Raw genomic sequence first — 13,525 nt, 5'->3', positions numbered from 1 at the left:
TTTAATCGAAGAGAGCGATAACTCTTAATGCTAAAAGATAAAAGGGGATTATTTGCTTAGCGATTAAGGCTCTTAGGGGGAGAGATTACCTTTTGTCTATAGATGAAATCTGCACTTGAATGAAACTCAATGTGGCTACTGCATTGATGAGCGTTCGAAACGAGTTGTTTAAAATGAAGGCATTGATTGGGGGCAGTGGTGATTATGCCACAGCATCGCCCTAGGAGCGGATTAAGCTCTGTGTATCCTGTTCAATCTTTTTTGCGTGTTGTAGGTAAATGTTTTTTCCTGATAAGAAAAAGTAGAGTTGCTGCCAGGGAGAAACGCTGTTAATAAATATCAATATGGCAACATGAAAAGATGAGCGTAGTCAAATTACATTTCAAAATAATGTAGAGCAATCTTTCTCCCCATCACACCTAAAATACATCACCAACAACCTATATCAACTCTTTAATCACATTGTGTAACCATAGATAGCTGGCTGGCTTTACTGTTGTTTATCTGATGTCAATCCAAGTTTCATTTTGAGGGCCTACCAGAAAGGTTAGTGTAAAAGGCTGAACAAATACAAAGTTGGTGTTTTTTGTCGTTCTGTCTATTCTTTAACTACATGATTAAAGTCTAGGCTCATGAGTAAATGAATTGAGCGAACCCTTGTTACCTAGAACCTGTTCATTTTACTGAGTTTTGCAGCGGATATATGTAAAGAAGGAGAAGAAAAGTATCAGGAAGAATAGTAAAAAGTGTTTTACGCTAACTATTCATTAATTTAGTTAAAATAATTTTAGTGTCTGGAAATGTTCCTCTCGTGATGCATACATTTTAAAAGAACAATTAATGCCTGGGTATATCGAAGAAAATAATTAGCAATATACCTCCGCTAATAATTTTTATCGTTAATAGAAGGAGTCTTTGATATCTCATTTCTACTTAAACTCGTTAATTAAAACGACTAAAAAAAGCGATTGTATAAAGATTTTTGAGTAAATATGAGTGCTAAACGACTGATCTTTTTATGAGCTTTATACGTAAACAACGCTTTTTTTCTTTTTTCTTAGTCCATACAGCTATTAGTAATACTAATAAAGTTCAATATTTAGTCTATTTTTCCTCTAAAAAATAAAAAAATGCAGCATTGACCGCCTAATTCCTTATTTAATTCCATCTTTTTTTGGGACCTAGATCACAATGCTTTTCTTTAGTGTCGATTTTTATGTGATGTTTCGTCATATAACTGCGTTTCCTATTTCCGCCTTCAGTTTTGTGTGGTAATTTTATTTTGCGCTTAAAACACTGTGACGCGTTGTTAACGCTAAAAGTATTTAAGTATTTAAGGACTCAATTATTATTATCAATAGCCACAAGGTGATGGAAAATGAAAAAAACAATATTAGCAACAATGCTTACTTCTTTATTCGCTGCAACTGCTGCACATAGTGCAACGATGCATGACGCTGACGGTATCACTGTTGAGCTATACGGTGATGTTGAAGTGCAAGCTATTAACACATTAGATGAAGACGAAGGTAAAAAAATCCAGCTTGATGAAGCAAACTTCGGTGTAAAAACAGCTTACGACATTACTGATGATGTAGCAGCTATTGGTGTTATTTCGTTTGAATCAATTACAGGTAACGACAATGACAACGGCGCAACACTTGATGATGCATACGTTGGTTTCTCTTCTGGTAAATACGGTACAATAACAGTTGGTAAGCAAGTTACTATCTTTGATGATGCCGGCATCGGTGGTGATTACCAGTTTGGTTTTAACGATTTCTACGAGCAAACTACCTCTAGTGAACAAGTAATTAAATATACTGTTGATAAAGGTAACTACTACGGTGGTATCGCTTACATTGTAAACGGTGAAGATTCCGATGGTCTTCGTGCTATAGATGGTAAATTAGGTGTTCGTTTTTCTGGTGTTGATTTAACTGCATTCTACGGCGAGTCAGACCTTGCTGGTGGCGGTGAAACGAAAAACTTAAACTTAGAAGCACGTTACACAATTGACAAATTAACATTAGCCGCTGCTTATGCAACGACTGATATGGACGGCGCTAATGACGTCGATTCTTTAGGTCTTGCTGCTACTTACCAAGTTAACTCAAAAGTACAACTTGCTGTTGGTTACGCAAACATCGATGAAGATAATGCTGGCGATGACAACCAATACTACGCAAATGCTTCTTACGCATTTAGCAGTAACGTTAACACTTACTTTGAAGTTGGTGGTACTGATGCTGATGATACTGAGTTAGGTTATGTTGCTGGTATGGCAATCTCTTTCTAAGATAAGTTTATTATAAATCAGGTTATTTTTATCTAATAAGTTAAAAATTAAAAACTGATACCATAATAAATTATAAAATTTGCTTATTCATTTTAAATGGATAAGCATTTTTTTTATGCTTTTAAAAATATAAAATATAAGGTTTTACTTATTAGCTAATATGAAACATATATAAAGCTAATTGTTAAAATATAAGTAATCTCACAAGCTATTTTTGTCTACTATTCGTATCAAACACTTCTTTCGTAAGACTCAATATCTTTTGTTGGGTAAAACAATAAGCATACATTCAACGTACTGTCTTTCGACCTATTCAAGTTATGCATTTATGTTTTTAATTTACGTAATACCGATTACATTAAATATGTTATCTAAATTTTGCGCAGGAAAAACAGTTCAATTCAAGGGGGAAATTGAGCCTGTCGAAGATCAATACCAAAAGAATTAATAAGGTGATCATTCTTGCTGGTTAAAATCCTGCCTAACTGCGTTGTGAGTTTTGAAGCGAGAACAACTATCTCCTACAACTCACGCCTTATTAGGGCTAATTTTTCCTGCGCAATCTCTGATCATTTATTTAATTCCATTGGTATAACTTCGTAATCGTCTATCGGAGAATTAACCAAAAGAAGTTAATTCTTTAATGGCTGTTCCCTTTACGAAATTTACAACGAGGAAGTGGGCTATTTTAACAAGCAAAATAGATAAGTTATTTATTGTGATTGGTATAATTACCTATCCTTAATAGCATTAAGTTAATGATAGGTAATTACATAGATTTCAGGGCTCAATCAAACTTTTGATCTGTATACGCTTATTTTTTCTATGTAATTATTAGAATACGTATTTAATGGTTTGTAATAACTAAACTGTTGGTTTGAAAATAAGTGACGTACCATTGATACAGTGAAGAATCTGTTTATTTATATAAAGTATATGGCCTAAATGACTACCACAACGTCGGCAATGAGATTCCATTACTTTATCTTCTTTAGGCTCCCCACGACTGTAATGTGTGAACAAATCTATCCCCATGAGTACTGTATCAGGCTTGCTATGTCTGAAGAAAACCCACCCTTTATCCAAAACAGTTTTCTCTTTTGATTCATAAACAGTTAATTCACAGCCTTTACAGTGGTATAAACCCTCACGTTTTTCTTTCCAAAGTGGGCTACTTTTTGCTTCTTCTGTTTCACCTTCTCGAAGGATGGTAAATTCAGCTTCAGTTAGGCGTTCCTTCCATTCTGCATCTGTATAATTAACTTCATATGTGTAATCTTCACTCGTACTGACTTGGTCAGTCGTCGCTTTAGTTGTGGGCTCTGCTGCAAACGCTTTAGTCGCTATTTGGCTGACCGCGACGACTGCTGAGCTAGTTAGAAACTTTCGTCTTGTAATATTTATTTTCATCATTATTCTCCATTTTTAACTTTGTTTTTTTATAAATCAAACATAGAAATGTATTATTTCTAAAAAGCTTAGTCGAAATTTAATTACTTACCTATAATTTTAATGCTTTTTTGTTCTATAAGCATCGTATTTTTCTAAAGCCTGTTGAAGCATAAGAAGCATTAATAGGTTTTATATATATGCATATTGGCTATTAAGATAACGCAGTCGTGCTTTTCTTTGTCATTGTAGTCTCATATTTGTAAGCATAATTTGCTGAGATCTTACACAATGTTTTTTCTACTTAAATAATCAACTGATTTTTATCATAAAATTAATTCTTTCTGTCCAATTAGCTCTGTGCAATTCAGATTGCTTTAGCATAATGGCTGTTTTGAATTGTTTGATTATTCTTCATAAATTTTATACACCTTTAAAAAATACTAAAGGTAGTTTATTAAAGACCGTTGAGTATAGTTATAAATTTCATATTTTTTACATGTACCACTTTTATTTTTAAAGTGGTATTTAAGATGGAGAGTTTTTTGGCATCTCAATTACGTTTATCATTATTTAAAATTTAATTTTTGAGAATAGTTTTAAAAAATTAACATGAATTAATAAACTTAAGTTATTTGTGTTCAAAATGAAAGTTATTATAAATTAGCCTCATACGGTGATGTTGAAGTTCAATACAAATTAATATCAGTCTAAGTCATTATCTCGTCATTTATGCTTGTTAAAATGAATGCTAGCTTCGTTGTTGACTTTGTAATGAGAAGACTAGTTACTGCAATCAACGCCTTGCTAACATCCATTTTCCCTAACGCCTAAATAGACTCTTTATTTATCCAGATTGGTATAACTAAAACAAACTAAGATCTTGTCTTAATACTCGATGATGCTGATTTTTTGTTAAAACTGTGTACGTTGTTGTCGGACAATTATCTGTTATAGATGTTATGGCATTTACTACTGAATCAGATGGTGAAGTAAGTTATGCTAATGTAGAAAAGGTTATGTAGATTTTTTAACTGTAAATTGAGAGACACTAACTTTTCATAAATAATATTTTATTTGTGATGATTTAAGCAATGGTAGTATTTTTGAGACGAGCATAGATAATATAGCGACATATGATCCGTTTAAATTGAAGTTGTAAAGTATAAAAACGACTATGGTAATGTTTATGGCAGTAACGTTTACGTATTAGATGATCATGGTGCTATCGATAGTAATACGCTTGTTCGTTTTGATTTAACTGAATATTATAATATCGACGATGACTGCTTATATTAAAGTCTCTTAAAGTCGCCAGTGATGATTCAGATTTTGGTTATTTAGTCCTGTATTTAATTAAGCTTCATATGTGGCGAAATATTTTTTTAGCTACATATTTCTTTAATGCCTTATTCCTGATAAAGCTCGATATACCATTAAGAAATCGAAAACCTTTATCTAATATTGTTATCTATTTTTCTTTCGCTTACTTTTTCTTATTACTTCTCATTTTATTTCATTTTCTCTGCCGTTTGAACATTATACCAAAAGAATTAATAAGGTGATCATTCTTGCTGGTTAAAATTACCTCTAACTGCGTTGTGAGTTTGGAAGTGAGAACAACTATCTCCTACAACTCACGCCTTATTAGTGTTAATTTTTCCTGCGCAATCTCTGATCACTTATTTAATTCCATTGGTATTATCTATTTAACTGATTTTCTTTATATTGTTACCTATACCTCATTATATATATTTTTCATTTTCAAAAAGAATGTAAATGCTTATTTTTTATGTTATTTTGATGTTGTTGTGGTTATCCAGTTTTCTTTTGATTTTTGAGGTATTTATGAGTTTTGTTGAAAAAGTGGTAATGGCATCTGAAGGACCTTCTTTTTCTAAATTAATACAAGGCTATTGGCGATTAAACGATTGGAGAATGTCACCTCAAGCTCGCCTCACTTTTTTAAAACAACATCTAGAACTTGGTATTAGTACTGTTGATAATGCGGCAATCTATGGCAATAGTGAGATGTTATTCGGTGAAGCATTAAAGCTAGATCCTAGCATGCGGGACAAAATTGAAATTATTTCTAAGTTTGGTATTAATGGCATTGCTTCCTCACCTAACGAAAAGCGTGTATCGCATTACGATAGTAGCAAAGCAGCAATTATTACTTCTACAGAGAATTCATTACGTCGATTAGGCGTTGAAAAACTAGATGCATTGTTAGTGCATAGGCCTGACTTTTTGATGAATGCAGACCAAGTTGCAGCGGCTTTTTATGAGTTGAAGCGTTCTGGTAAAGTCGACCATTTTGGCGTCTCAAATTTTACACCTTCTCAATTCTCTCTTTTACAATCCCGCTTAGATAAACCATTAATTACTAACCAAGTTGAAATAAATCAAATCAATACACATAACATTGAAAATGGCGTATTAGATCAATTGCAGGAATATCGCGTACGTCCGATGGCATGGTCATGTTTAGCTGGTGGTGCTATTTTTAATGAGCAAAGTCCGCAAATTTCACGATTATGTAGCTGCTTAAAAGAAGTGGCTAAAGAGACTGGTGCGACTTCTATTACGCAGGTTATCTTTGCTTGGGTACTTAAGCATCCATCAAAACCGGTTGCATTAATTGGTTCAGGTAAAATTACTCGGGTACATAATGTCGTTGCAGCATTAACATTAAAAATGACGACAGAGCAGTGGTATCGTATTTGGGTTGCCTCTAAAGGCTGTCCTGTCCCGTAGCCCTATCATGATAGTAGAATTGAAGATGAACACTAACTTAATAACGGCATTGCATTTGGGTTGCCTCTAAAGGCTGTCTTGTCCCGTAGTTCTACCTTAATAGTAGAATAGAAGATGAATACTAACTTAATAACGATATCGTATTTGGGTTGCCTCTAAAGGCTGTCCTGTCCCGTAGCCCTATCATAATAGTGGAATTGAAGATGAACACTAACTTAATAACGGCATTGCATTTGGGCTGCTTCTAAAGGCTGTCTTGTCCCTAGCCCTATAATCAAGTTGAAGATGAATACTAACTTAATAACGATATCGCATTTGGGTTGCTTCTAAAGGCTTCTTTGTTTATTAAGCTGTTATTCCAAAGCTATTAAATATAAATAAGCGTCTTATCAGTATTTTGAAAAAAGACAGCTAAGCTGATGAGCGTTAATGACTAGACCAGAATAATCAGTTAAATCATTTCAATTATTAGTTTTGCGGCAAACAGTAATAAAACTAATCCCATCACTCGATCAAACCAATGACCATAGTTTAAGAATTTTTTTCTCACAGATTGCTGTGAAAATAGAAAAGACACTAAGCAGAACCAAGCCGCTGTTGTCACGATGATCCATAGCCCATAAAGAGATTGCACAGCAATGGGTGTACTTGCACTGACGATTGTTGTGAAAATAGCTAAGAAAAACAGTGTTGCTTTAGGGTTTAACACATTAGTCATAAAGCCAATCATAAACGCTTTTTTCTGATTTTTTTTATTATTATCAAGCGTAATTGATGACGATTGATTTGGTTTCGCTTTGCTACGTAGTAAATTAACAGCTAAATAGGTGATATAAGCTGCACCTAGTATTTTAGCAACCATCATTAAAGAATTTGATTGTGAGATCAAAATACCCACACCTAGAAGCGTGTATAACACATGTACCGATATACCTGCACCTATCCCTAAGCTGGTGATGATTGCCGTTTTACGGCCAAAGCTAATACTTTGTCTAAGTACGATTGCAAAGTCTGGCCCAGGGCTCATGACGGCGAGGAGATGGATGATGGTAAGCATAATAAATTCTTGAAAGTAGGGCATGTTTTACTTTTAACTCTAATTGGTGAGGAGACGTTTAATCGATTATGATAACGTGTCTTTAATTATTTTCATAAGGTTAAATAATGACTTCTGTGACACAATTTCCTGTGCCTTTGCTAGGATTCGCCGCCTTTAGCGGTACCGGTAAAACAACCCTAATAGAGCAACTTATTCCTTTGTTAATTGAACAAGGTTTACGTATCGCTTTGGTGAAACACAGTCACCATGACATTGAAATGGATAAACCTGGCAAGGACAGCTACCGTTTACGTAAAGCGGGAGCATCACAAGTCGTATTGGCGGGAACACATCGTTCTATTTGCTTTCATGAACATGAGCAAGCACATGATAGTGAATTAAGTGAACAACTCGCCTTATTAAATACGCAGAGTTTAGATCTCGTGCTGGTGGAAGGTTACCGTGATCAAGCTTTTCCTAAAATAGAGCTACACCGTAGTGTTTTACAAAAGCCATTTTTGTACCCAACGGATACTAATATTATTGCTCTGGTTTGTGATCAACCTGTTGATACAGGTGATTTACCACTATTTGATTTTACGCAACTACAACAGCTCGTTACATTTATCTTAAAGCGCATTGTGTCAGCGCTTTGATAACATTCTTTAATAAAGTACTTTGATCATACCAATCACACCTTGAATTCAAGTGATAAGTTATCTATTTTACTTGTTAAAATAACTTATTTCTTCGTTGTAAATTTCGTAAAGGGAACAACCATTAAAGCATTAATATCTTTTGGTTAATGCTCCGATAGACGATTAACGAAGTTAATCTTCGAAAGGCTCAATTTTCGCCTTGAACTAAGTCATTTTTCCTGCGCAAAATTTAGATTACTTATTTAATGTAATCGGTATAAGTTCTGTTACTTAGAAGTCATTGATTTAAAGCAGAGTTATTTGTCTGTTTTCTGTTATTTTCCAAAAAGGGTATTAGTAATGAATAAATGGTTGGTTTATTTTTAGGCTTTTATGTTTTTAGAGGTTGTCGTTGAGAAAAAGCTGATATTAAGCGTTGTTGGTAGTTTTCTTCTGGCAATTGTTGGCGTGATTTTCCGAGCAAATAGTTTTCTTTAAAGGTTGAAAATAATAACGTTAAGAGATGCGCATTCTCTACTTCACCTAAGCTGTCTAATACTAAACTCGCTACTTCAGCGGTTGCTAATTGATTGTCTTTAGTCGCTTTACGCATGATGTATTGCGATAGTTTTTCTGGTGAAAAAGACAAGACAGGAAATGCATCTAAATATGGGCTTTTACGGAACATTTTTTTAGCTTGTGCCCACGTACCATCCAACAAAATAAACAAAGGTCTTTTACCCTCATTTAAATAAGTAACAATAGGTGATGACATTAACGTTCTCTCTGCCGTGGCATATTCAGCAGGAAATATAACGATTGGTTGCCATGTTGGGTCGGCTAATATCGCTAACATATCTGAGTTGGGCTTTGTGCGAGACCAAATATAGGCATGAGTATCAGGAATGATATCCGCAATTAAACGTCCTGTATTACTTGGTTTTAAGATCTCATCGTCATACATCAATAATAGAAATGCACCTTGGCTATCGACAGTTTGTTTGATTGAGCAAATGCATAAGTAGGGTAATAACATGCAATGCTTACAGCGTGGAATACTACCGCCTCGGGCTAAAAAAGGACGCGTACTTTGGCTTAAACGGTAATCGTATAGTGTATGAACTGCATGAATTCGCATAATTAACTCTGTTATTAAGAGGAGGGGATTATATGCAAAAAAATGACTATAAAGAATACATGAAAGCTATTAATTGGCGATCATGAGAGAAAGAAGTGGAGAAATAATACCGATTACATTAAATATGTTATCTAAATTTTGCGCTGGAAAAACAGTTCAATTCAAGGCGTAAATTGATGTAAATGGCTGTTCCCTTTACGAAATTTATAACGAGGAAGTGGGCTGTTTTAACAAGTAAAATAGATAAGCTATTTATTGTGATTGGTATAAGTAGAATTAAAAGGGATGATATTAATCACCCCCCTTGATCTCATTTTGTTAGTGCTTAGTTTGTTATTTGATAATACTTACTGTTGATGTGATGGTAAGTCATTACTTTCAAATGAATCAGCAAACTCGTGGTTACGGTCACGGTGCTGTGCTTCATCTTCACGAATACGCAATACAACATCACGTAACAATGCATCTTGTGGCAACTTATAATAGTCTCTAGCAATTTTAGGCGCAGCGACATTTTCAACAACACCTTCATCTATTTTATCTAGAAATTCGGTATAACTTTTACAGGCTTCTTCTTCAAAATAACCGACGACTCTGTGTGCGGTTTTAGACGATAGAATATATAAAAAAGTGTACACAAAGAGGAACGCGCCTTGCCCTAGTAATACTAATGTACGTTCAATCCATGTCGGTTTAGCAATGTCTAAAAATATCATTAAATGCATGCGTTCATTTTCAGCTTCATCTAATAATTCTCGCACCCATCCTTCATCATCTCGCATACGACGTAATGCTTTTAAGTGGTTGAGCATACCTGCAACCATACCAGGTACAGCGGCAATTGTTTCTAAGATGACGGCACGTTTAGCGTACTTGGTGCCGTAAAAAAGGTTTAGTGTGAATTTCAATACCTGAGTGATTTTATAGGCGATAGACTCAGACATTTTACTTGGCTTTTGGTGCAGCAATTCAAAGTTTGACATAGTATCTCTCTCAGTAAGTTAAAGTAATTCTACTGCTAAATTAATACTAAATGTGATCTGGGTCAATGCATGTTCAGGTTGAAAAAAAGCTGATTTTTGTCATGTAAACAACCATTAACAACTTTAGAAATAGTCCATTAACATTTGTGAATGATTTTGCCTTTTAACTAATTGAAATACGCTCTATTGATCGCTATTTGTTAGTGTTTTGTAATTAAGTTACTTTTTTTTAAATAAAAATTATTGACGTAAATTTGACTTAATATGTCTAGGTTTATCGCTAAAAAAGAGATTTTTATATTTTAAATTAAGTATTTAGCTTATTAAAGGAAGGTATTCGATACGATAAAAATATGATATTTACATTTACTAATATGAAATGAGGTTAAATAAGGTGGCGGTAATAGCATTGGTTTAAGTTCCGTGTCATGGTGACGACTATAATAAAAACCTATTTCTTAATTAAGAAGGGAGTTAACCATTCAGATGAATATTCCAGATGACTTTGTACATTATAAAACGACGCCACTTTTTACTAAAAACAATATCCCCAAATTATTCTTATTTGAACATAATACAAAGGCGGGCGTGTTTGGAAAAATATGTGTATCCTTCGGGCGCTTAACGTTTTATGGCTTTGGCGAACGACGTGGCCCAATAGAACAAGAGGTTGTCATCTCTGCTGGTGAGCATGCTATTTCCCCACCTGAATACTGGCATAAAGTAGAGTTTTTAACTGATGATACTGAATTTAAAGTAGAATTTTATGCACATAAAGACTCTGATACCGTTAAACAAAATTTATCAGAAAGAAACGAATAATTTAATTGCTATACCTAGTTGCTATAACAGGTGGCTATGCTTAACAACACTGAAACGAGAATGTAATGGTTGAGAAAAAACGTATTTATATCGCTTATACTGGCGGCACTATTGGTATGAAACCCTCTAAAAATGGCTTTATTCCCGTTGCTGGTTATTTGTCTGAAACGATTAAGAATATGCCTGAGTTTTACCACCAGGATATGCCTGAATTTGAAATACATGAATATGAGCCGCTTATCGATTCAGCCGATATTTCACCGCAAGCTTGGCAAGTGTTAGCAACTGATATTCAGAAGAAGTATCAAGAGTTTGACGGGTTTATCATATTACATGGTACAGACACCATGTCTTATACTGCATCTGCATTATCATTTATTTTTGAAAGTTTGAGTAAGCCGGTGATTATTACTGGCTCACAAATACCACTTTCACAGTTACGTTCAGATGCTCGAGCTAATTTATTAAACTCTTTGTATATTGCAGCTCATCATCCTATTAATGAAGTCTGTATTTTCTTTAATAACCAGTTGTTTAGAGGTAACCGTACCACTAAACAACATGCTGATGGTTTTAGTGCTTTTGTTTCGCCTAATTACCCGGTGTTATTAGAAGCGGGAATAGAAATTAAAAATGTTGCCGGTAAAAAACAGAAAACCGTTAATACACGTTTAACCATTGGCACGATCGAAAAACAATCGATTGCCATTTTGCATTTATTTCCAGGATTAGACTGGCAAGTGTTGGACAACTTATTAAAAAGCCCACTGCAAGCGTTAGTGTTATTAACTTATGGCGTTGGTAATGCTCAGCAAGATCCGCAATTATTAAGTACTTTAAAAGAGGCAAGTGATCGCGGTATTCTCATTGTTAACTGTAGCCAATGTTTAAAAGGCAGCGTTAACATGGAAGGTTATGCAACAGGGCATGCATTAAGCGAAGCGGGCGTGATCAGTGGGTTAGATATGACCACAGAATCAGTGATTGCTAAGTTACATTATCTCCTTAGCCAAGACCTAAGCTATAAAGTAGTAAAAGAATTACTAACAACTGATTTACGTGGTGAATTAACGATTGCTGTTTAACAGTTGTATTCAGTAGCGGCTATTTAGCCGTGTCGCTGTTTAGTCGCTACCGTTTCATGGCGTTATTCGTTTTTGGTGCTTATTTCACTTGGCTTGTCAGTGTTTTAATTAAGCCATTTACTCATTAAAATATTAAAATATTAAAATATTAAATCACTAAATCACTAAATCACTAATCTATGTCTACGGCGTTAAATTAGTTTATAAGCTTTAGCTTTATTTTTAACGTCGCAGGGATAACCAATCACCGATCACTAACAATCAATAATCAATCATTACAATCAATCTCCAATAGCCAATAACCCAATAATCAATATTAAAAGGTGATCATTAAACAGGCTGCGATTTGTTTTTTATTGTTCAGTTATTCAGTATTAACTGCATCTTCATTGAAGGTACCTTGCATTAAGTGTGCTGTTACAAACTCGGTGAACACTTTTAAGCGAGAAGGCATGTATTTATTTTGTGCATATTGCATTGCTATCACCCCCGCGTAATTACCTTTAATTTCCCAATCAGAAAGCACGTCAACCACTTCATTTTTTTGTAGTGCATTTTTAATCACAAAGTCAGGGAAGATGCCAATCCCAAAACCATCTTTAACACCATTTAAACGCATCTGAGAATGATTGACGGCATAGCGTCCAGAAACAGGGATTACATGCCTTTCCTCTTTTTTCATAAACTCCCATATATGGTCGATGGCGGTTTCACCTAAATACAAACAATCATGCTCTGACAATTGTTGTGGATGAGTCGGGCAACCTCTGTTTTTTATATAGTTGGGGCTTGCACAGAGTTTTAAATGCACCTTACCGATTTCTTTCATTATCAACCCTTCAGAGGGTTTATCGGTTAAGCGAAATACCACATCAATGCCTTGCGCTATCATATCGATATCACCGTCTGATGCTCTTAGCTTTAACTGAATTTTTGGGTATTTAGTTAAAAAAGGAGTGACTAGTGGCTGCAATACAATGGTTAAAAATGCTTTTGGTGCGGCAACGGTTAACGTTCCAGAAGGCACGGTATGTTCTAAACTAGAGATATCAATGGCCTGTTGAGCGGCTTCAACAATGATCGTTGATTGTTGGTATATTTTTTTACCCGCGTCGGTGATCAATAAGCGACGCGTGGTTCGCTCAAACAACTTTACCGATAGTGCACTTTCTAAACGCGTAATCAATTTGCTTAAAGCGGAAGGTGTTACCCCTAGCTTTTTGGCTGCCGTTGTAAAGCTTCCTTCATTCACCACAACAATAAAAGTGGCTAAATCGGGTAATAAAGTAATTAGTTTATTTGTGACCATGATTCACCAATGGTTTTCCATTTTATAGGCTAATAGTTGTAATCGGTTTCAATTAGAATCTGTTTA

10 protein-coding genes are annotated in these 13,525 nt (G+C 34.7%); 5 read left to right on the top strand and 5 right to left on the bottom strand.

Going from position 1 to position 13,525, the window contains the following annotated elements; all coding sequences use genetic code 11:
• The first annotated feature begins 1,378 nt into the window (after positions 1-1,378).
• Positions 1,379-2,299, top strand: coding sequence for a porin (locus tag GQR59_RS14255; protein WP_160063793.1), 921 nt, complete (start codon positions 1,379-1,381; stop codon positions 2,297-2,299).
• An 864-nt stretch (positions 2,300-3,163) separates the two neighbouring features.
• Here the strand turns inward: GQR59_RS14255 and GQR59_RS14250 are convergent.
• Positions 3,164-3,712, bottom strand: a complete 549-nt coding sequence (locus GQR59_RS14250) for a peptide-methionine (R)-S-oxide reductase (RefSeq protein ID WP_160063791.1) — start codon at positions 3,710-3,712, stop codon at positions 3,164-3,166.
• A gap of 1,824 nt (positions 3,713-5,536) precedes the next feature.
• On the opposite strand from GQR59_RS14250, the gene GQR59_RS14245 reads away from it, so the two are divergent.
• Positions 5,537-6,445, top strand: coding sequence for an aldo/keto reductase (locus GQR59_RS14245; RefSeq protein ID WP_160063789.1), 909 nt, complete (start codon positions 5,537-5,539; stop codon positions 6,443-6,445).
• Positions 6,446-6,896: 451 nt separating this feature from the next.
• On the opposite strand, the gene GQR59_RS14240 is transcribed toward GQR59_RS14245, so the two are convergent.
• Positions 6,897-7,502 carry a LysE family translocator gene (locus GQR59_RS14240; protein ID WP_236546777.1) on the bottom strand — a complete coding sequence of 202 codons (606 nt, stop codon included), beginning with the start codon at positions 7,500-7,502 and terminating at the stop codon, positions 6,897-6,899.
• A gap of 107 nt (positions 7,503-7,609) precedes the next feature.
• On the opposite strand from GQR59_RS14240, the gene mobB reads away from it, so the two are divergent.
• The gene (mobB, locus tag GQR59_RS14235) at positions 7,610-8,140 is read left to right on the top strand and encodes a molybdopterin-guanine dinucleotide biosynthesis protein B (RefSeq protein WP_160063785.1); all 531 of its coding nucleotides are present in this window, start codon (positions 7,610-7,612) and stop codon (positions 8,138-8,140) included.
• 373 nt (positions 8,141-8,513) lie between these two features.
• Here mobB and GQR59_RS14230 read toward each other — a convergent pair whose 3' ends face one another.
• Both GQR59_RS14230 and GQR59_RS14225 read right to left on the bottom strand, forming a co-directional pair.
• Positions 8,514-9,260 carry a tRNA-uridine aminocarboxypropyltransferase gene (locus GQR59_RS14230; protein ID WP_160063783.1) on the bottom strand — a complete coding sequence of 249 codons (747 nt, stop codon included), beginning with the start codon at positions 9,258-9,260 and terminating at the stop codon, positions 8,514-8,516.
• Between the two features lie 347 nt (positions 9,261-9,607).
• Positions 9,608-10,243 carry an alternative oxidase gene (locus GQR59_RS14225; protein ID WP_160063781.1) on the bottom strand — a complete coding sequence of 212 codons (636 nt, stop codon included), beginning with the start codon at positions 10,241-10,243 and terminating at the stop codon, positions 9,608-9,610.
• Between the two features lie 486 nt (positions 10,244-10,729).
• On the opposite strand from GQR59_RS14225, the gene GQR59_RS14220 reads away from it, so the two are divergent.
• Both GQR59_RS14220 and ansA read left to right on the top strand, forming a co-directional pair.
• The gene (locus GQR59_RS14220; protein WP_160063779.1) at positions 10,730-11,065 is read left to right on the top strand and encodes a DUF1971 domain-containing protein; all 336 of its coding nucleotides are present in this window, start codon (positions 10,730-10,732) and stop codon (positions 11,063-11,065) included.
• Between the two features lie 65 nt (positions 11,066-11,130).
• Entirely contained in the window at positions 11,131-12,150 is a 1,020-nt protein-coding gene (gene ansA / locus GQR59_RS14215; protein WP_160063777.1) for an asparaginase, read from the top strand.
• A gap of 364 nt (positions 12,151-12,514) precedes the next feature.
• Here the strand turns inward: ansA and GQR59_RS14210 are convergent, their stop codons facing one another.
• Positions 12,515-13,459, bottom strand: coding sequence for a LysR family transcriptional regulator (locus GQR59_RS14210; RefSeq protein WP_160063775.1), 945 nt, complete (start codon positions 13,457-13,459; stop codon positions 12,515-12,517).
• Positions 13,460-13,525 lie beyond the last annotated feature (66 nt).

It is taken from the genome of Psychromonas sp. L1A2 (genome assembly GCF_009828855.1).
In the GTDB taxonomy this organism is placed as follows: Bacteria; Pseudomonadota; Gammaproteobacteria; order Enterobacterales; family Psychromonadaceae; genus Psychromonas.
This window is presented reverse-complemented; position numbering and strand designations above follow the sequence as displayed.

What these genes read in the sequence shown, in the direction of transcription:
- GQR59_RS14255 (WP_160063793.1), top strand. Translation starts at nt 1,379, where the DNA reads ATGAAAAAAACAATATTAGCAACAATGCTTACTTCTTTATTCGCTGCA.
- GQR59_RS14250 (WP_160063791.1), bottom strand. Translation starts at nt 3,712, where the DNA reads ATGATGAAAATAAATATTACAAGACGAAAGTTTCTAACTAGCTCAGCA.
- GQR59_RS14245 (WP_160063789.1), top strand. Translation starts at nt 5,537, where the DNA reads ATGAGTTTTGTTGAAAAAGTGGTAATGGCATCTGAAGGACCTTCTTTT.
- GQR59_RS14240 (WP_236546777.1), bottom strand. Translation starts at nt 7,502, where the DNA reads ATGCTTACCATCATCCATCTCCTCGCCGTCATGAGCCCTGGGCCAGAC.
- mobB (WP_160063785.1), top strand. Translation starts at nt 7,610, where the DNA reads ATGACTTCTGTGACACAATTTCCTGTGCCTTTGCTAGGATTCGCCGCC.
- GQR59_RS14230 (WP_160063783.1), bottom strand. Translation starts at nt 9,260, where the DNA reads ATGCGAATTCATGCAGTTCATACACTATACGATTACCGTTTAAGCCAA.
- GQR59_RS14225 (WP_160063781.1), bottom strand. Translation starts at nt 10,243, where the DNA reads ATGTCAAACTTTGAATTGCTGCACCAAAAGCCAAGTAAAATGTCTGAG.
- GQR59_RS14220 (WP_160063779.1), top strand. Translation starts at nt 10,730, where the DNA reads ATGAATATTCCAGATGACTTTGTACATTATAAAACGACGCCACTTTTT.
- ansA (WP_160063777.1), top strand. Translation starts at nt 11,131, where the DNA reads ATGGTTGAGAAAAAACGTATTTATATCGCTTATACTGGCGGCACTATT.
- GQR59_RS14210 (WP_160063775.1), bottom strand. Translation starts at nt 13,459, where the DNA reads ATGGTCACAAATAAACTAATTACTTTATTACCCGATTTAGCCACTTTT.